Raw genomic sequence first — 17,051 nt, forward strand, 5'->3', positions numbered from 1 at the left:
AAAAAGTTCTTTACAGCCGGGCGGAGATATGAGAACAAAATGGCAACACGAAGGAGTTGCCATCATGAACCGCGAATTCGCTTCCGATCTGCTCGGTGTTGCCGCCTTGTCCGTGACCACCATTGTCGTTCTCTGGCTGCCAGCCATCTTGCAGGCTTGATTTTCTGCCCCGCGTCGCATCATCGGCGCCGCGCCTGTGCGCCGTCACTGTCTCCCTGCACGCGCAACTTGACCGGCCCTTTCACGGGCCGGTTTTTTCATGAGCGGATCTGTGAACCGTATCGCACGGACTCTGCGGCCGTTTATCCCGTCTTGACGAAGCGCAGGGGTTTCGGGGAAGACTGTTCGGCGAATATCGGGTCGGAAAGACGGTCCGGATGCGGCAGGCTGTGCTGGCGCATCACGCATATGGAGGTTACATGGAGATTCTGCTGCCACTGATCACGCTGGCCGGCGTTCAGCTGCTGGCCGTGATCAGCCCGGGACAATCGTTCATCGTGGTCTCGAAACTCGCGCTGTCCAGCGGGCGGCGATCGGCTTTAGGCGCGGCACTCGGGATGGGCGCGGGCTCGGTGATCTGGGCCATGTCCGCGATTGCCGGGCTGGCTTTCATTCTCGAAAAAGCAGCATGGCTTTATGGGCTGATGAAGCTGGCGGGCGGCCTTTACCTGCTGTTCCTGGCGTTCAAGCTGTGGAAGCATGCGCCCGAAAGACCCGATCTTTCGGCGGGTTCGGGCCGGTACGTCACTCCGCGGCAGGCGTTTACCCTGGGCCTGGTGACGCAATTGGCCAATCCCAAGGTGGTGGTTTTCTTCGGCTCCATATTCTTCGCGCTGCTGCCGGCAAGCTCGGCCCCCTGGGTTTATGTCGCAAGCCTCGTGATCGTCTTTTGCAACGAAACGGGCTGGTATGGATTCGTGTCGATGTTCTTTTCGACCGCGAGAACGCAACTCGTATATTTCCGGGCAAAAACCTGGATCGACCGGATCATGGCCGGGGCGCTTGGCGTGATCGGGATCGGGCTGGCCATGGATGCACGGGAAACGCTTGCGCGGTGATCCGGGTAACCGGGTCAGGTCCCGGCCTGCGCCTCGTCGATGGCTGCCAATGTCGCCTCCCATGCCAGCAGGATCGACGCATGCCGGTTCGGATATTCCCGCGCGGGCAACAGCGCCTCCAGTTCCGCGAAGGGTGCGCCGGGTGCCTCCCCGCCCTGTTTCAACATGGCCTTCAATTGATCCCGGGCGGTTTCGATCTGCTTTCGTGTTCGCCCGATGACAGCCGATCCCAGCACCGATGCCGATGCCTGCCCAAGGGCGCATGCACGGACCTGTTGAGCGAATTCGGCGATTTGCCCGTTATTCATCACCACGTCCACCGTCACTGAGGAGCCGCAATGCGGCGAGCGACGCATGGCGCTGCCTTCCGGAGCGGTCAGCCGCCCCTGATGCGGAATCGTGGTGGTCAGCGCCAGAATCCGGCGCGAGTAGAGTTGCATCAGGTCGCTGTCGCTCATCGGTTCTTCCCCGCGCGGTCCATCCGTCCTAGATAGGTGTCCCGATAGCGAAAGGAAACCCGATGTTCGACCCGGCCAGCCTGAAGTACGATGCGAACGGCCTGATCCCGGTCATCGCGCAGGACGCCTCCAGTAGCGAAGTGCTGATGATGGCCTGGATGAATGCCGAGGCCGTCGCCCGCACATTGCAGACAGGGCGCGTCACCTATTGGTCGCGTTCGCGCAGATCCTTCTGGATCAAGGGGGAAAGCTCGGGCCATGTGCAGGAACTGGTCGAACTGCGCGTCGATTGCGACCGCGACTGCCTGCTGGTGCTGGTCCGGCAGACCGGCCCGGCCTGCCACACCAACCGGCGCAGCTGTTTCTATACGGCGATCCGCGAAGGGGAAGAGGTCGAGATCATGCGGCCGATGGTCTAGAACCCGACCATGCGGCGAATATCCCCGGGGCTGGCGCCTTCATCGCGGTAATGGCGGATGGCGCGGGAGTCGTCGCGCTTGGCGAGCCGCTTGCCCGCATCGTCCCGGATCAGGCGATGGTGGTGATAAAGGGGTGTGCGCAGCTTTAGCAGTTTCTGAAGAAGAACATGTATCCACGTGGAATCGAACAAGTCCTTTCCGCGCGTGACAATATCGATACCCTGCGCCGCGTCATCCACGACCACCGCCAAATGATAGGATGTGCCCATGCCGCGCCGGGACAGGATCACATCGCCGATTCCGTCCAGGAACTCATCGCGGGCAAGGCTGTGATCATGTCCGGGCATGATGACCTCGTCACGAAAACTCAGCCGATCCAGCCCGAGCGCGTCAAAGGCACGGGCGGCATCCAGCCTGATGACATCATCGGGCCCTGCATCGGACAGGCCGCGCCCCCGGCATGTGCCGGGATAGATCAGCCCGTCGGGCCCGGCGGGCAGGGCGCCTTCCTGCGGGGCTGACAGTGCCGCGCGGATATCGCCCCGGCGGCAGCGGCAAGGATAGGAGAACGGCGCCAACTGCGCCAAGGCGGATCGATAGGCCCGCATCCGCTCGGATTGCCGCATGACCGGGCGCTGCCATTGCAGGCCCAGCCATGCCAGGTCCTCATAGATCGCCGTCTCGAATCCGGGTTTGCAGCGGTCGCGGTCGATATCCTCGATCCGCAGCAGGAACTGCCCATCTGACGCTTCGCGGGCGGCGGCAAGCGCGGCATAGGCATGGCCCAGATGCAAAAGCCCGGTCGGCGACGGGGCGAAGCGAGAGCGCCTTACTGCGTCGCCAGCCATGCCCGGAAATCATCCTTGGCGCGCTGTGTATAGGCCGGGTAGCGGTCCTTCCGGCCCTTGCGCCCGCCACGCATCTCTTCCAGCGGCGGAAACAGCCCGAAATTCACGTTCATGGGCTGGAAGGTCTTGGCCTCCGCCCCGCCGGTGATGTGATTGACCAGCGCGCCCATCGCCGTGGTGAAGGGCGGCGGTCCAAGATCATCCCCGCGCACCTGCGCCGCGGCCATGCGCCCGGCCAGCAGCCCCATTGCAGCGCTTTCGACATAACCCTCGACGCCTGTCACCTGCCCGGCGAAGCGCAGGTTGGGGCGCTTGCGCAACCGCATCCGGTCGTCCAGCAGGGTGGGCGAGTTCAGGAAGCTGTTGCGATGGATGCCGCCAAGCCGGGCAAAGCTGGCATTCTGCAGGCCCGGGATCATCCGGAACACCTCGGTCTGTGCCCCGTATTTCATCTTGGTCTGGAATCCGACGATATTATAAAGCGTTCCCAGTGCGTTATCCCTGCGAAGTTGAACTACCGCATAAGCTTTTTCATTGGGCTTGTGGGCATTGGTCAGCCCTACCGGCTTCATCGGCCCGTGACGCAGGGTTTCGCGGCCACGCTCGGCCATCACCTCGATGGGCAGGCAGCCGTCGAAGTAACCGGCGGTTTCGCCTTCGCGGAACTCGGTCTTGTCGGCGGCCAGCAGCGCGTCGATGAAGGCCTCGTATTCGTCCCGGTTCATCGGGCAGTTGATATAGGCGCGGCGCTCGGCCTCGGTCTCGCCCTTGTCGTAGCGGCTCTGCTCCCATGCCACGCTCATGTCGATCGTCTCGGCATGGACGATCGGGGCGATGGCGTCGAAGAAGGCCAGCGCCTCGGTGCCGGTCAGGCTGCGGATCGAATCCGCAAGCCGGTCCGATGTCAGCGGCCCGGTTGCGACGATCCAGTTTCCTTCGATCGGCAGATCGCCGATCTCGCCCTCGCGGATCTCGATCAATGGCTCGGCCCGCAGCGCCTCTGTCACCGCTTGCGAGAAGGCGTCCCGGTCCACGGCCAGTGCGCCGCCCGCGGGCAGGCGATGCCTGTCGGCCATGGCCATGATCAGCCCGTCCGCCGCCCGCATCTCCCAGTGCAACTGGCCCACGGCGTTCATCACGTCGTCATCCGAACGGAAGGAGTTCGAGCAGACCATCTCGGCGCAGTCGCCGGTCTTGTGGGCGAAGGTGCCGACAGCCGGGCGCATCTCGTGCAGGATCACCGGCACGCCACTGCGGGCCGCCTGCCATGCGGCCTCGGATCCGGCGAGTCCGGCGCCGATGATGTTGACGGGCTCCATGCGGTCCTCTTTGCGATGCTTCGACAGGCTGCTTGGCTATCAGCCGTGCAGCCAAAAGAAAAGGGCGGCGCCTGTCGACGCCACCCCTGAACCATACCCGCAGCGGGGCAGAGCGATCACTCTTCGGCGGCCTCTTCGGTCGCTTCCTCTGCGGCCTCGTCGCCGCCTTCTTCATCATCGCTCGAACGCAGCGCGGACGGGGCGGCGATATTGGCGATGGCAAAGTTGCGGTCGATGGTCGGCTTGGAGCCGGCGGGCAGCGTGACATCCTCGATATGGACGCCATCGCCGATCTCCAGCCCCGACAGATCGACGGTGATATGGTCGGGAATGTCACCCGCCGTCACGACCAGTTCGACTTCCGAGCGGACGGTCACGACCGTGCCGCCCTTGCGCAGGCCCGGGCAGTTCTCGTGGCCGACGAATTCGACCGGGATGAACAGCTTCACCTTCGAGGTGCGGCGCAGGCGCATGAAATCGACATGGATCGGCAGATCCTTGACGACATCCTTCTGAACGCTGCGGCAGATGACGCGAACGTCCTCCTGGCCCTCGACCTTCAGGTTCCACAGCGTGGACATGAAGCGACCGGCGCGCAGCTTGGTCAGCAATTCGTTGAAATTGAAGGCGACAGGAACGGGGTCCTTGTGGTCGCCATATACGATGCCGGGCACCTTGCCTTCGCGGCGAGCTTGGCGGGCGGCCCCCTTGCCTGTCCCCGCGCGTGCCTCGGCCACCAGATCCGGGATCTCTTTGGCCATGATATCTATCCTAACAGTTGTTGACACCGCCATCCTCCAAGGGTGCATGGCGGCAAGGTGGGGCCTATAGCGCAGGCCGGGCGGGTTGTGAAGGGGGATTCGTCAGGCGCCGTATTCGCTCAGGAACCCCTCGGGCAGCAGCAGGTTGTGGCGGCCGACCGCATGGATGTCGCGCTCGCCGCAGAGCGCCATGGTCGTGTCCAGCTCGTTGCGGATCACCTCCAGCGCCGCAGTCACCCCGGCCTGGCCCATCGCGCCCAGGCCATGGATGAAGGCGCGCCCGATCCAGGTGGCATGCGCCCCGAGCGCCAGCGCCTTCAGCACGTCCTGGCCGCTGCGGATGCCGCTATCCATGTGGATCTCCACCCTGTCGCCCACCGCCTCGACGATATGCGGCAGCATCCGGATCGCGGACAGCGCCCCGTCCAACTGCCGCCCGCCATGGTTCGAGACCACGATCGCATCCGCGCCGAAATCGGCGGCGATGCGGGCGTCCTCGGGATCGAGAATGCCCTTGAGGATCAGTTTGCCGCCCCACATGTCGCGGATCCTGGCGATCTTGTCCCAGTCAAGGCGTTCGTCGAACTGTTCGGCGGTCCAGCTGCTCAGCGATGATATGTCGCCGACGCCCTTGGCATGCCCGACGATATTGCCGAAGGACCGCCGCTTCGTCTGCGCCATGCCCATGCACCAGCGCCATTTCGTGGCCAGGTTCATCATCGTCGGCAGGGTCAGCTTGGGAGGCGCCGACAGCCCGTTCTTCAGATCCTTGTGCCGTTGCCCGAGGATCTGCAGATCCAGCGTCAGCACCAGCGCGCTGCACCCGGCCGCCCTGGCGCGTTCGATCATGCCCGCGACGAAATCCTCGTCCTTCATCACATAAAGCTGGAACATGAAGGGCGTTGATGTATGGGCCGCGACATCCTCGATCGAGCAGATCGACATGGTGGACAGGGTGAAGGGCACCCCGAATGCCTCGGCAGCCTTCGCCGCGAGGATTTCGCCGTCGGCATGCTGCATGCCGGTCAGCCCCACCGGCGCCAGCCCGACCGGCATGCTGACCGGCAGCCCGACCATATCCGAGGCGACGCTGCGATTCGACATGTCGACCGCCACTTTCTGCTTCAGCCGGATCCGGGCGAAATCGCTCGTGTTCTCACGAAAGGTCTGTTCGGTATAGCTGCCCGATTCGGCGTAATCATAGAACATCCGCGGCGTCCGGGCCCGGTGCAGGGCCTTCAGGTCCTCGATGCAGGTGATGACAGGCATGGCGTGCTCCGGTAAATTGGTAAAGTTTCCTTACCAGTATTCGGAATGCCGCGCAATCAGCCGTCGCTGCGCTGCATCCGGCTTTGTGTTTCGGGTTCGATGACCGGGCGGCGCAAGGCATCGGCCCGCGCCCGCAGGGCATCCGCCCTTGCTTGCGTGGCACTGGTCGCAACCGTGGGATCCGCTCCGTCGGGTGGCAGTTCGGGCTCGGCCAGCAACTGATCCATGGGCAAGAGCGAGGGATAATCCCCGCCGCGGTCGGCACAGGCCGACAGCAGAGAAAGAGCGGCGCAGAGCGCGATCTGGGCAAGACGTGTCATGGCACCAGATTAGGCGTGCCGATGCCCGGCCACAACGCTTAGATGGATACTTCCACATCCGCTGTCTTGCCCGTAAGACTAGGCCCATGGCCCGCACCCAAGGTTCCCGCGCCGAGATCACCGGCCCGCTCATCCGCGACCATGCCCTCCGCCTCTTTGCGCGGCAGGGCTATGCCGCCGTGTCGATGCGCCAGATCGCTTCGGCGGTGGGGGTGCAGGCCGGGGCGCTCTATGCCTATACGCCGGACAAGCAGGCGCTGCTTTTCGATCTTCTGGAAAGCCATATGCAGAACCTGCTTGCCGCATGGCGGGACGACCCCGCCGCCAGCCCCCTTCGGCGGCTGGAAAACTTCGTCCGCTTCCATATCGATTTCAGCCTCGACCACTCCGACTCGGTGTTCCTGTCCTATATGGAGCTGCGCAACCTCACCTCTGAGAACCATGCCCGGATCGCCGAACTGCGCGGCCGCTACGAAGCGACGCTGGAACATATTCTGCGCGACGGGATCGAGGCGGGCGTGATGTCTGTCGACGATCCCAAGCTCGCGACGATGGCCCTGATCGCAATGCTGACCGGCGTCACCAACTGGTATCGCGAGGGTGGGCGCCTTGACCGCCAGCGGATCGGCGACATCTATTGGGGGCTCGCCCGCGGTGCGGTGGGTGCCGCGTGATGCCTGCTTCTTCTTTGCCCAAATACCTCGATTCCGGTGCTTGCCCGCGCGCGCCTCTGGCCCGATAATCCCTCCATGAGTCTACCCCCCGGTTTCCTCGACGAACTTCGCGCCCGTGTTCCGATCAGCCGCGTGATCGGGCGCAAGGTGGTCTGGGACCAGCGCAAGTCGAACCAGGCGCGCGGTGACTGGTGGTCGCCATGCCCTTTCCACCAGGAAAAGACCGCCAGCTTTCACTGCGACGACCAGAAGGGCTTCTATTATTGCTTCGGCTGCCATGCCAAGGGCGATGCGCTGGCCTTCCTGCGCGAAGCCGACGGGATGGAGTTCATGGAGGCCGTCAGGCACCTGGCCGCCGAGGCCGGCATGACGATGCCCGAACAGGATCCCCGCGAACGCCAGCGCAGCGACCGCCGCAGCCAGTTGCTGGAGGTGACCGAGGCCGCCTGCCGCTGGTTCCGGCTGCAACTGCAAACCGGGGTGGCAGCCGGGGCGCGCGATTATCTTGCGCGGCGGGAACTGGATCAGGCCACGCAGGACCGGTTCGAGATCGGCTTTGCGCCGGACAACCGTGGTGCCCTTGTTCAGGCGTTGCGCGAAAAGGGCCATGACGAAGCGCAGATCGTCGAGGCGGGGCTTGCGGCCAAGCCCGAAGACGGTGGGGCGGCCTATAGCCGCTTTCGTGGCCGGATCATCTTTCCGATCCGCGACGGGCGGGATCGCTGCATCGGTTTCGGTGGCCGGGCGATGGATCCGAACGCGCGGGCGAAATATCTCAACAGCCCGGAGAACCCGCTCTTCGACAAGGGCCGCAATCTCTACAATATCGGCCCGGCCCGTTCCGCCGTCGCCAAGGGACAGTCGCTGATCGTGGCCGAAGGCTACATGGATGTGATCGCATTGGCGCGGGCCGGGTTCGAGGGTGCCGTCGCGCCCCTCGGCACGGCAATCACCGAGGATCAGCTTCGGCTGATGTGGCGCGTCAGCCCCGAGCCGGTCATCGCCCTGGACGGTGACGCCGCCGGCCAGCGCGCCGCCCAACGGCTGATCGACCTCGCCCTGCCGCTGACCGGACCGGGGCAGGCGCTGCGCTTCGTGCTGCTGCCTGCCGGGCAGGATCCCGACGATCTGATCAGGACGGCGGGACCCGGTGCGATGGCGGCGCTGCTGAAACAGGCCCGTCCGCTGGTCGATCTGCTCTGGACGCGCGAGACCGAGGGGCAGCGCTTCGACAGCCCCGAGCGCAAGGCCGCGCTGGACCGCCGCCTGCAGGACGCGATCGCGAAGATACCCGACGAGTTGACCCGCCGCCATTACAGCGATGAGCTCCGCCGCAAGCGGCGCGATCTCTTTGGCGGCGACTGGCAGCGCCGTGACGGGAAGGGCCGGCATGGCAGGAACACGGGGGCGGGCAGGGGCCCCACGCGTGGTGGTGGCGGGATGCCGTCATTCACTCCGCTTCCGACGGTTCCGCTTGACGGTCCCGACGGGACAGGCTCGTTCCTGGAGGGGGCATGCCTGTTGATATGCGCGTTGCGAAGCGAGTTGCTCGCCTCGGTCGAGACGCGGCTGGAGCGGCTCCTGCCACAGGATTCCGGGCGTGCCGCGCTTTTGCATGACCTGCTGACCGGAACCGATAGCGATGCCGGTCGCCGTGCCCTTGAAACGTTGCGTGCCGACGCCCATTTGGGCCTCACCCCCAATCTGATCGAAAGTCAGGAGGCCGAGAATGTCTTGGCGATCCTGGGCAATCTTTTCGACCGGCTGGAGGCGCAACGCGCTGCGGGCGCCGAACTGGCCCGTGCCGAAGCCGAAATCCAGGGCGAGGCCGATGAAGGGCTGACCTGGCGCATGCAGCAGATTACCCGCGCCCGGCATCGTGCCGAGCGCCCCGACATGGAGGATACCGGTGATCTGGACGAGGATCGCAATGCCTTGTCGGCCCAGCTCGAGCAGTTTCTCAGCGGGCAGATATGGCGTAAACCGCCGCGCCGCTGACCACTGCGGCGAATCACTGGAACCGGCTTAGCGAATCGTTAATCCGTGCCGCCTATGATTCGCGCGGGAGGCGCGATAAAAGTAACCGATTCTTTCCCCTGATTCGCGGACGAGGCCCGCGAATGACCGCCCTGAGAAGGAGCCATGGATGGCCGCCAAGGACGAAGAACGAGACAAGACCGACAAGGACGAGAACGCCCATTCTCTGGACATGAGCCAGGCCGCCGTCAAGAAGATGATCGCCGAGGCGCGCGAGCGCGGCTATATCACCTATGATCAACTCAACACCGTTCTGCCGCCCGAGCAGGTCAGCAGCGAGCAGATCGAGGATGTGATGTCGATGCTTTCCGAGATGGGCATCAATGTCATCGAGGACGAGGAAGAAGCCGAGGATAGCGAAGGCGGCGCCGTCGTGCCGGTCGGCTCCGGTTCGCGCGAGGTGGCCGTCGCCGCAACCGAGACCGAGAAGCTCGATCGCACCGATGACCCGGTCCGGATGTATCTGCGCGAGATGGGCTCGGTCGAACTGCTCTCGCGCGAGGGCGAGATCGCCATCGCCAAGCGCATCGAGGCCGGCCGCAACACGATGATCGCCGGGCTCTGCGAAAGCCCGCTGACCTTCAAGGCCATCACCATGTGGCGCGACGAGCTTCTTGAAGAAGAGATCCTGCTGCGTGACGTGATCGACCTGGAAACCACTTTCGGCCAGTCGATGGACGGCGAGGATGACGAGGAAGACGTCCTCGCCCCCGCCGTCGACGGTGCCCCCGCCCAGCCCGAGCAGAAGCAGCAGGAAGAGCTGGATGCCGATGGCAATCCCATCGTCAGCGACGACGATGACGACGATGACGGCGCCAATCTTTCGCTTGCGGCGATGGAGGCCAGCCTAAAACCCAAGGTCCTGGAAACGCTGGATATCATCGCCCGCGATTACGAAAAGCTGGCCGATATGCAGGATCTGCGCATGTCCGCCACGCTGAACGAGGATAACAGCTTTTCCGCTGCCGCCGAGACCGACTACCAGAAGCTGCGCAGCGAGATCGTGACGCTGGTCAATTCGCTGCATCTGCACAACAACCGGATCGAGGCGCTGGTCGATCAGCTTTATGGCATCAACCGCCGGATCGTCACCATTGATAGTGGCATGGTCAAGCTGGCCGACGCCGCCCGCATTAACCGGCGCGAATTCATCGAGGCCTATCGCGGCGCCGAACTGGACCCGACATGGGTCGAGCGCATGACGCAGCAATCCGGCCGCGGCTGGCAGGCCCTGTTCGAACGGTCCCGCGACAAGGTCGAGAAACTGCGCAGCGACATGGCCGAGGTCGGGCAATATGTCGGCGTGGATATCCAGGAATTCCGCCGCATCGTCAGCCAGGTCCAGCGCGGCGAGAAAGAGGCGCGTCAGGCCAAGAAGGAAATGGTCGAGGCGAATCTCCGGCTGGTGATCTCGATCGCCAAGAAATACACCAATCGCGGGTTGCAGTTCCTCGATCTCATCCAGGAGGGCAATATCGGGTTGATGAAGGCGGTGGATAAATTCGAATACCGCCGCGGCTATAAGTTCTCGACCTATGCGACATGGTGGATCCGGCAGGCGATCACCCGCTCTATCGCCGATCAGGCCCGCACGATCCGCATCCCGGTCCATATGATCGAGACGATCAACAAGCTGGTCCGCACCGGCCGCCAGATGCTGCACGAGATCGGCCGCGAGCCCACTCCCGAGGAACTGGCCGACAAGCTGCAGATGCCGCTGGAAAAGGTCCGCAAGGTGATGAAGATCGCCAAGGAGCCGATCAGCCTCGAAACCCCGATCGGCGACGAGGAGGACAGCCAGCTTGGCGATTTCATCGAGGACAAGAATGCCGTCCTGCCGCTGGATTCCGCCATACAGGAAAACCTGAAGGAAACCACGACCCGCGTTCTGGCCAGCCTCACTCCGCGCGAAGAGCGGGTTCTGCGGATGCGTTTCGGCATCGGCATGAATACCGACCACACACTGGAAGAAGTGGGGCAGCAGTTCAGCGTGACCCGCGAACGGATCCGCCAGATCGAGGCCAAGGCCCTGCGCAAGCTGAAACATCCCTCACGCAGCCGGAAATTACGGTCGTTTCTGGACCAGTAGTCATTCCGGCGCTGCAAAAGGCGCGGATTTTCGATGTGAAACGACCGGGTGCGAAGGCATCCGGTCGTTTCAGTTTTATGCAACTGCCGGGTTGCGTGATGGGCACAAAAAGTGAACACTGCCGAAACATCCGGCTTCACTGACAGGGGGAATGATGCCGCAAGGCTTGGGCGTGCAAATCGGTCTTTGGTTCAGCGATCTCGGGCGGGTTCAGATTTTGCTGGCCATTCTGGCCGTTGTCTTGCTGTTGCTGGGGCTTCTGGCCATCCGTTGGCGCCGCGACGCGGCAATGCTGCGGCAATCGGGGCATCGCGACGCCGATGTGATCGCCGGGCTGGAGCGGCGGGGGTCCGAGCTTGGCGAACGGTTGCATGCGCAGGAACTGCGTCTTGGCCAGCAGGATGTCCGGCTGGAAGGGCAGAATACGCGCATTGCCGAACTGTCTCAAGAACGCGACGAACTGACCGACGCGCTGCACCAGTCGCGGCAGCAGATCTCGAATATCAGGACCGAACTGGCCGAGGCTCGGCTGCGCGCGGAAAAGGACCGGGAGGCGGCCGAACGCGAAATCGCGACATTGCGCGAACTGCGCGACGAAATGACCGGGCAGTTCAAGCTGCTGGCGGCAGAAACCCTGCGCGTGCAGGGGGCGGATATGCAAAAGGTCCAGAATGAGCAGCTTAACACGCTGCTGACCCCGTTTCGCGAGCAGGTGAACCGGTTTCAGACAGAATTACAGACCAGAAACAAGGTGCTGGACGAGGAATCTGCACGATTGCGCGAACAGATCAACTCCCTTCACAAGCGTTCCGAGGAAATCTCGCGCGAAGCGGTGAACCTGACCCGTGCGCTCAAGGGGGAAAAGCAGCGTCAGGGTGCCTGGGGCGAGATGATTCTGGAGAGAATACTTGAGAAATCCGGGCTGGAATCCGGAACTCATTACGATATCCAGGAAAGCTGGCGTGACGAGGATGGCAGGCTTTGGCGTCCCGATGTCGTGGTCCGGATGCCGCGTCAGAAGCTGATGGTGATCGACAGCAAGGTTTCGCTGAATGATTACGAGCGCGCGGTGAACAGCGAGGATCCGGCCGAGACCGAGGCTGCCCTGCGCCGGCATGTCGCCGCGATCCGCAGCCATATCCTGACCCTGGGCGAAAAGGGTTATCACCGGATGGACGATCACTCGGTGGATTACGTGCTGATGTTCATTCCCATCGAAGGCGCTTTTTCCGAGGCTTTGCGCACCGATCCCGAACTTGCCGGCTTTGCGCTGGAGCGTGGGGTAGGGCTGACCACCCCGACCACGCTGATGCTGACCCTGCGCACCGTCGAGCATATCTGGGCGGTCGAGCGGCGGGAAACCAATGCATTGGAGATCGCGCGCAGGGCAGGGCAGCTTTACGACAAGGTTGCGGGCTTTGTCGAATCCATGGAGGCGGTAGGCAAATCGCTGGATCAGGCCGGGCGTGCCCATGGACAAGCGATGGACCGGCTGACCCGCGGGTCCGGCAATGTCATCCGGCAGGTCGAAATGCTGCGCGAACTCGGGGCGCGGACACAAAAGAAGATCGCTCTCGATCATGACCGCGATGATACTCCCGCACTGGATTCGCCCGACGGGAACAGGCGGGCGGCGGAATGAAACGGACCTTTCTGATCCGGACCAGCGGCCCCGCATGCTATGAATTCACCGCCGAGGTCAGGACCTGGCTCGAGACGGCACCTTCCGACGGTGTGCTGACGCTTTTGGTGCGGCACACATCTTGTTCGCTGCTTATACAGGAAAATGCCGATCCGGATGTTCAGCGGGACCTGCTGGCATGGCTGGACCGGCTCGCCCCGCCCTCCGATCATCCTTCGATGGGCTGGATCACCCACCGCCACGAGGGGCCGGACGATATGCCCGCTCATCTGAAAGCCGCGATCCTGCCGGTCAGCCTGCAAATCCCGGTGGAACACGGGCGGATGCAGTTGGGGCAGTGGCAAGGGCTCTATCTTGTCGAGCATCGGAGTGCCCCGCATTCACGACAGGTCGCGGCTGTTTTTCAGTCCTGCTGACGGGTTGAAATCCTGCCTGTCCCCATCGGCAGTTTCCAAAACCTCTTGAAATCATGGAGGATTGACAGCCCGGTCGCGGCTTTCCTGTCACAGTTGCACGATTCTGCATTTTGTAGCCTGTGGATAACGCTACCCAAGCCCTGCCATGTTTCCTATAGTGGATGCGAAATTCGGGGCCGAGGGGACCATAATATGCGCTGCCCGTTTTGCGGAAATAACGATACGCAGGTTAAGGATTCGCGTCCGGCAGAGGACAATGTCGCCATAAGGCGCAGGCGTTTCTGCCCTGCCTGCAGCGGCCGTTTCACCACATATGAGCGTGTTCAGCTTCGCGACCTGGTCGTCGTCAAATCGAATGGCAAGCGCGAGGATTTCGATCGCGACAAGATGGCCCGTTCGATCCGCATCGCCATGCAGAAACGCGCGGTAGAGCCTGAACGTATCGAACAGATGATCTCGGGGATCGTCCGGCGGCTGGAAAGCACCGGCGAAACCGATATCCCGTCCAAGATGATCGGCGAGATCGTGATGGAAGCGCTGTCCCGGATCGATAATGTCGCCTATGTGCGCTTTGCCAGCGTTTACAAGAATTTCCAGGACGCGGACGATTTCGACAAATTCGTTTCGGAACTTCGTCCCGACAGTCTGAACGAGTGAGCCCCCCGCAAGATATCACCCATATGACGCATGCGCTGCGACTGGCGCGGCGCGGATTGGGGAATAGCTGGCCGAACCCGGCGGTCGGCTGCGTGCTGATCCGCGAGGGCAGGGTGGTCGGTCGCGGCTGGACCCAACCCGGCGGGCGCCCGCATGCCGAACCTGTCGCTCTGGCGCAGGCCGGGCCACTGGCGCGCGGCGCGACAGCCTATGTGACGCTGGAGCCATGTGCCCATCATGGCCGCACGCCGCCCTGTGCCGAAGCATTGGTCAGGGCGGGAATCGCCCGTGTTGTCACCGCGCAGACCGATCCCGATCAGCGCGTTGCCGGGCGTGGTCACGCCATCCTGCGGGCTGCGGGGATCGAGGTCACGGAAGGTGTCGGCGAGGCCGAAGCACGCCAGTTGCAGGCCGGTTTCCTGATGCGCGAGCTTCACGGCAGGCCATTCCTGACGCTTAAGCTCGCCACCAGTTTTGACGGTCGCATCGCAACGGCGGGCGGTGAAAGCAAATGGATTACCGGGCAGGCCGCGCGCCGTCATTCCCACGGGCTTCGTTTGATCCATGATGCGATCATGGTCGGTGGCGGAACGGCGCGGGCGGACCGCCCGTCGCTCAACGTCCGGGGCATGGGTGCGCCCAGGCAGCCCGTCCGCGTCATCCTCTCGAACGGCCCTATACCCGAACTGCCTCCCGAAGGGCCGGAATTCGGACCTCTCTGGCAGATGTCGGGCGGGATCGTCGATGTGATGAAAGAGCTTGGAGCGCGCGGCATCACCCGGGTTTTCTGTGAAGGCGGCGGGAATCTGGCGGCAAGTTTGCTGCGTGCCGGGCTGGTCGATCAGCTTGTCGGCTATACTGCCGGGCTGATCATCGGTGGCGACGGCCGGCCGGCAATCGCTGCGCTGGAATTGCAGCGCCTTGCGGAAGGGGGGCGTTTTCAGCTGGTCGAAACATGCCGGGTGGGCGGCGATCTTTTCCACCGGTGGCTGCGCATCGATGCATAGGGACCTGCAGCGTTTCCACAAATTCGGGACCTGAAGCCGGTATCTGGCTGAAGGATCTTCTATCGCCGCCAGAGCCATGCATGCCCCGCCAATGCCCCCTGCGCCTTGGCCAGCAATCTCAGAAGCGGCCCTCCTCTGATCGCACGGGCTTCCAGAAGACGCTCCATCGCGACTTCGACCGGGCAGGGCAGTCCCGAGACGGGATCATGATAGCGGGGATAGGCGATCAGGCAGGCATGGGCCAGACCCGCGATATCCGGGCGTGCCCGCCGCCGGGCCGGAACCGTCCCCAGATCACATGTCAGCCCCCAACCGGCGTAAAACGGCGCGCCAAGCACCGTGACGGGCACATCGCGCAGCAGGGCTTCGAATCCCAGTGTCGAGGTGATTGTCCAGACCTCGTCAACCTGTTCCAGCAAGGCGATCGGATCTGCATTCCGGACCACGGCATCGGCCAGCCGTGACAAATCCTCCGGAGGAATGAGCCCGGGGCGCAAACCCGCCTCGACATCGGGATGCGGCTTGTAGATGAGCACGGCATCCGGGTTCTCCGCCCGCACTCGCTCCAACAGGGCAAGGTTGCTTTTCTCGGCTCCGGCGCCAAGGCGGATCGAGGCGTCGTTCTCTACCTGTCCCGGAACCAGGATCATGCGCTTGCCGTCCCGCTGCGGCAGATCGGGCGCGGCTCCATGCAGGTTGTATTTCGACAATCCAGCCGCGCGGATCGCCCGGATCAGCGCTTGCGCCCGCTTTTCTCCTCCGGGGGGCAGTCCCTCGGCAATCAACCGCTCCAACCGGCTTTCGCGGGTGGGATCGTAGTAAATGCCCAGGTCATCGGCGACCAGCGAAAGGGCGGGGACCAATGCGGCGCCCAATCCGCGCGAGCGAAGAAATCCATCCTCGACCCGGACGGCCCCAGGGACGGGTGCCGCTTTTCCCGCCCAGGCCAGCGTCACGCCGTCCGAAGGCTTGTCGGTAAAACGCACTCCCCGCCCGTTCCCGAATACGCGGGCAAGCGAGTGCCGTTTCCACAACCGCATGCCATAGGCCAGATGACCATCCCGATCCTGCCGATAGGCGCGCGTTTCGGCTTCGAGCTGGTCCACGACACCGTTGAAATCAGTCAATCGATCGCGGCAGGGATCATACCAGACAGGCGCCAGCAGATGGCTGGCAGCGAACAATGCTTCTCTTGTGACGGTTCCCCGGCGGTTTTCGGGCAGCGGGGCGTAATCGTCGCTCAGCCCCCACCCGGCATAGAATGGCTGACCGAAAAGCCTTGGACGATGCCCGGCCAGCAGCGCCTCGTAACCAAGTTGCGAACTGACGGCATAAACCGCATCGGCATTGTCGACCAGCATCCACGGGGAAACGGGCGCGTCGCAGAATTCCTCGTTCGGGCGCAAATCCTCTGCGGTCAGATGGCCCGCACGCAGGCCCGCGGATGTTTCCGGATGCGCGCGAACCACGATTCGCGCTCCGGGGTTTTCCTGCCGTGCGGCATCCAGCATCTCCAGGAACCGGGGGCGGCCCGCACCCATCAGCGAGGCATCCCCCCGGGTCTGATCGATCACCAGGATATAGCCCGGCCTGGGCGGGATGACATCGCGCCTATGGGTATTGTATTTTGACAGATCCAGCCAACGGAGCCGGGCGATCCCGTCGCGCGCCGCGTCGGTCAGTTCGGCAGCCGCTGCGGATGCTGCCAATCTCTCGATCCGCGAAGGATGGCCCGGGTCGAAATGCAGACCGTCCGGGTCGATCAGCAGACCCAGAGGACCGCGCCGGCCAAGATGGCTCTTCGCGCGCCCCGGCAGGACAGATCGCAGAAAGGCGTCCTCCACCGAAACGATGCCTGCTCCACGCCGCCCGGCGATCACCCGCCCCCGCCATGCCGTCGGACTGGCGCCCCAGATCCCGACATTGTCACCCGCTTTGGGAAGGCCAAGCGCGAGCCGCCATCCGGCGAGTTCCAGGATCCGTTTCAATCGCGGTTTGAACCAGAACCCGCCATTATAGACGAAAAGCCGCCGAGGTATCTCCCCGGCGGCCGGCATATCGGGTCTTGTCATCGTTC

At 63.5% G+C, this 17,051-nt stretch carries 16 protein-coding genes; 9 read left to right on the forward strand and 7 right to left on the reverse strand.

Annotation, left to right across the window (positions count from 1 at the left end; genetic code table 11):
- Positions 1-419: 419 nt before the first annotated feature.
- Positions 420-1,058, forward strand: a complete 639-nt coding sequence (locus C9E81_RS21045; protein WP_166462000.1) for a LysE family translocator — start codon at positions 420-422, stop codon at positions 1,056-1,058.
- 14 nt (positions 1,059-1,072) lie between these two features.
- On the opposite strand, the gene C9E81_RS21050 is transcribed toward C9E81_RS21045, so the two are convergent.
- Positions 1,073-1,516 carry an iron-sulfur cluster assembly scaffold protein gene (locus C9E81_RS21050; RefSeq protein ID WP_122114332.1) on the reverse strand — a complete coding sequence of 148 codons (444 nt, stop codon included), beginning with the start codon at positions 1,514-1,516 and terminating at the stop codon, positions 1,073-1,075.
- Positions 1,517-1,578: 62 nt separating this feature from the next.
- On the opposite strand from C9E81_RS21050, the gene hisI reads away from it, so the two are divergent.
- On the forward strand, positions 1,579-1,935 hold the full coding sequence (hisI, locus tag C9E81_RS21055; RefSeq protein ID WP_122114333.1) for a phosphoribosyl-AMP cyclohydrolase: 357 nt from the start codon (positions 1,579-1,581) through the stop codon (positions 1,933-1,935).
- On the opposite strand, the gene gluQRS is transcribed toward hisI, so the two are convergent.
- From gluQRS to C9E81_RS21080, 5 genes are all read right to left on the reverse strand, one after another.
- On the reverse strand, positions 1,932-2,783 hold the full coding sequence (gene gluQRS / locus C9E81_RS21060; protein ID WP_122114334.1) for a tRNA glutamyl-Q(34) synthetase GluQRS: 852 nt from the start codon (positions 2,781-2,783) through the stop codon (positions 1,932-1,934). The genes hisI and gluQRS overlap by 4 nt on opposite strands.
- Positions 2,765-4,102 (reverse strand): methylenetetrahydrofolate--tRNA-(uracil(54)-C(5))-methyltransferase (FADH(2)-oxidizing) TrmFO, encoded by a 1,338-nt coding sequence (trmFO, locus tag C9E81_RS21065; RefSeq protein ID WP_122114335.1) that lies wholly within the window; start codon positions 4,100-4,102, stop codon positions 2,765-2,767. The genes gluQRS and trmFO overlap by 19 nt, the downstream gene beginning before the upstream one ends.
- Before the next feature lie 116 nt (positions 4,103-4,218).
- Complete coding sequence (locus C9E81_RS21070) at positions 4,219-4,863, reverse strand: 50S ribosomal protein L25/general stress protein Ctc (RefSeq protein ID WP_122114336.1); 645 nt, start codon at positions 4,861-4,863, stop codon at positions 4,219-4,221.
- A 102-nt stretch (positions 4,864-4,965) separates the two neighbouring features.
- On the reverse strand, positions 4,966-6,132 hold the full coding sequence (locus C9E81_RS21075) for an alpha-hydroxy acid oxidase (protein WP_122114337.1): 1,167 nt from the start codon (positions 6,130-6,132) through the stop codon (positions 4,966-4,968).
- A gap of 56 nt (positions 6,133-6,188) precedes the next feature.
- The gene (locus C9E81_RS21080) at positions 6,189-6,452 is read right to left on the reverse strand and encodes a hypothetical protein (RefSeq protein WP_122114338.1); all 264 of its coding nucleotides are present in this window, start codon (positions 6,450-6,452) and stop codon (positions 6,189-6,191) included.
- Positions 6,453-6,538: 86 nt separating this feature from the next.
- Here C9E81_RS21080 and C9E81_RS21085 point away from each other — a divergent pair, with 86 nt between their 5' ends.
- The 7 genes from C9E81_RS21085 to ribD all read left to right on the forward strand — a co-directional run bounded on the left by C9E81_RS21085 (position 6,539) and on the right by ribD (position 14,974).
- Positions 6,539-7,126 carry a TetR/AcrR family transcriptional regulator gene (locus tag C9E81_RS21085; protein WP_122114339.1) on the forward strand — a complete coding sequence of 196 codons (588 nt, stop codon included), beginning with the start codon at positions 6,539-6,541 and terminating at the stop codon, positions 7,124-7,126.
- A 75-nt stretch (positions 7,127-7,201) separates the two neighbouring features.
- On the forward strand, positions 7,202-9,124 hold the full coding sequence (gene dnaG, locus C9E81_RS21090) for a DNA primase (RefSeq protein ID WP_122114340.1): 1,923 nt from the start codon (positions 7,202-7,204) through the stop codon (positions 9,122-9,124).
- A gap of 148 nt (positions 9,125-9,272) precedes the next feature.
- Positions 9,273-11,252: an RNA polymerase sigma factor RpoD gene (gene rpoD, locus C9E81_RS21095; RefSeq protein ID WP_122114341.1), complete on the forward strand. Its 1,980-nt coding sequence runs from the start codon at positions 9,273-9,275 to the stop codon at positions 11,250-11,252.
- A 154-nt stretch (positions 11,253-11,406) separates the two neighbouring features.
- Positions 11,407-12,894 (forward strand): DNA recombination protein RmuC, encoded by a 1,488-nt coding sequence (locus tag C9E81_RS21100; protein WP_122114364.1) that lies wholly within the window; start codon positions 11,407-11,409, stop codon positions 12,892-12,894.
- A complete protein-coding gene (locus tag C9E81_RS21105; protein WP_122114342.1) occupies positions 12,891-13,310 on the forward strand; it encodes a secondary thiamine-phosphate synthase enzyme YjbQ in 420 nt (139 codons plus the stop codon). Before C9E81_RS21100 ends, C9E81_RS21105 begins: the two co-directional genes overlap by 4 nt.
- Positions 13,311-13,502: 192 nt before the next feature.
- The gene (nrdR, locus tag C9E81_RS21110; protein ID WP_122114343.1) at positions 13,503-13,967 is read left to right on the forward strand and encodes a transcriptional regulator NrdR; all 465 of its coding nucleotides are present in this window, start codon (positions 13,503-13,505) and stop codon (positions 13,965-13,967) included.
- A gap of 23 nt (positions 13,968-13,990) precedes the next feature.
- Complete coding sequence (gene ribD / locus C9E81_RS21115) at positions 13,991-14,974, forward strand: bifunctional diaminohydroxyphosphoribosylaminopyrimidine deaminase/5-amino-6-(5-phosphoribosylamino)uracil reductase RibD (RefSeq protein ID WP_122114344.1); 984 nt, start codon at positions 13,991-13,993, stop codon at positions 14,972-14,974.
- Positions 14,975-15,033: 59 nt separating this feature from the next.
- Here ribD and C9E81_RS21120 read toward each other — a convergent pair whose 3' ends face one another.
- On the reverse strand, positions 15,034-17,046 hold the full coding sequence (locus C9E81_RS21120) for a capsular polysaccharide biosynthesis protein (RefSeq protein WP_122114345.1): 2,013 nt from the start codon (positions 17,044-17,046) through the stop codon (positions 15,034-15,036).
- Positions 17,047-17,051 lie beyond the last annotated feature (5 nt).

It is taken from the genome of Paracoccus alkanivorans (assembly GCF_003697785.1).
GTDB classification, from domain to species: Bacteria; Pseudomonadota; Alphaproteobacteria; order Rhodobacterales; family Rhodobacteraceae; genus Paracoccus; species Paracoccus alkanivorans.

Excerpts from the sequence above, each read along its gene's own strand:
- C9E81_RS21045 (WP_166462000.1), top strand. The coding sequence starts at position 420 with ATGGAGATTCTGCTGCCACTGATCACGCTGGCCGGCGTTCAGCTGCTG.
- C9E81_RS21050 (WP_122114332.1), bottom strand. The coding sequence starts at position 1,516 with ATGAGCGACAGCGACCTGATGCAACTCTACTCGCGCCGGATTCTGGCG.
- hisI (WP_122114333.1), top strand. The coding sequence starts at position 1,579 with ATGTTCGACCCGGCCAGCCTGAAGTACGATGCGAACGGCCTGATCCCG.
- gluQRS (WP_122114334.1), bottom strand. The coding sequence starts at position 2,783 with ATGGCTGGCGACGCAGTAAGGCGCTCTCGCTTCGCCCCGTCGCCGACC.
- trmFO (WP_122114335.1), bottom strand. The coding sequence starts at position 4,102 with ATGGAGCCCGTCAACATCATCGGCGCCGGACTCGCCGGATCCGAGGCC.
- C9E81_RS21070 (WP_122114336.1), bottom strand. The coding sequence starts at position 4,863 with ATGGCCAAAGAGATCCCGGATCTGGTGGCCGAGGCACGCGCGGGGACA.
- C9E81_RS21075 (WP_122114337.1), bottom strand. The coding sequence starts at position 6,132 with ATGCCTGTCATCACCTGCATCGAGGACCTGAAGGCCCTGCACCGGGCC.
- C9E81_RS21080 (WP_122114338.1), bottom strand. The coding sequence starts at position 6,452 with ATGACACGTCTTGCCCAGATCGCGCTCTGCGCCGCTCTTTCTCTGCTG.
- C9E81_RS21085 (WP_122114339.1), top strand. The coding sequence starts at position 6,539 with ATGGCCCGCACCCAAGGTTCCCGCGCCGAGATCACCGGCCCGCTCATC.
- dnaG (WP_122114340.1), top strand. The coding sequence starts at position 7,202 with ATGAGTCTACCCCCCGGTTTCCTCGACGAACTTCGCGCCCGTGTTCCG.
- rpoD (WP_122114341.1), top strand. The coding sequence starts at position 9,273 with ATGGCCGCCAAGGACGAAGAACGAGACAAGACCGACAAGGACGAGAAC.
- C9E81_RS21100 (WP_122114364.1), top strand. The coding sequence starts at position 11,407 with ATGCCGCAAGGCTTGGGCGTGCAAATCGGTCTTTGGTTCAGCGATCTC.
- C9E81_RS21105 (WP_122114342.1), top strand. The coding sequence starts at position 12,891 with ATGAAACGGACCTTTCTGATCCGGACCAGCGGCCCCGCATGCTATGAA.
- nrdR (WP_122114343.1), top strand. The coding sequence starts at position 13,503 with ATGCGCTGCCCGTTTTGCGGAAATAACGATACGCAGGTTAAGGATTCG.
- ribD (WP_122114344.1), top strand. The coding sequence starts at position 13,991 with ATGACGCATGCGCTGCGACTGGCGCGGCGCGGATTGGGGAATAGCTGG.
- C9E81_RS21120 (WP_122114345.1), bottom strand. The coding sequence starts at position 17,046 with ATGACAAGACCCGATATGCCGGCCGCCGGGGAGATACCTCGGCGGCTT.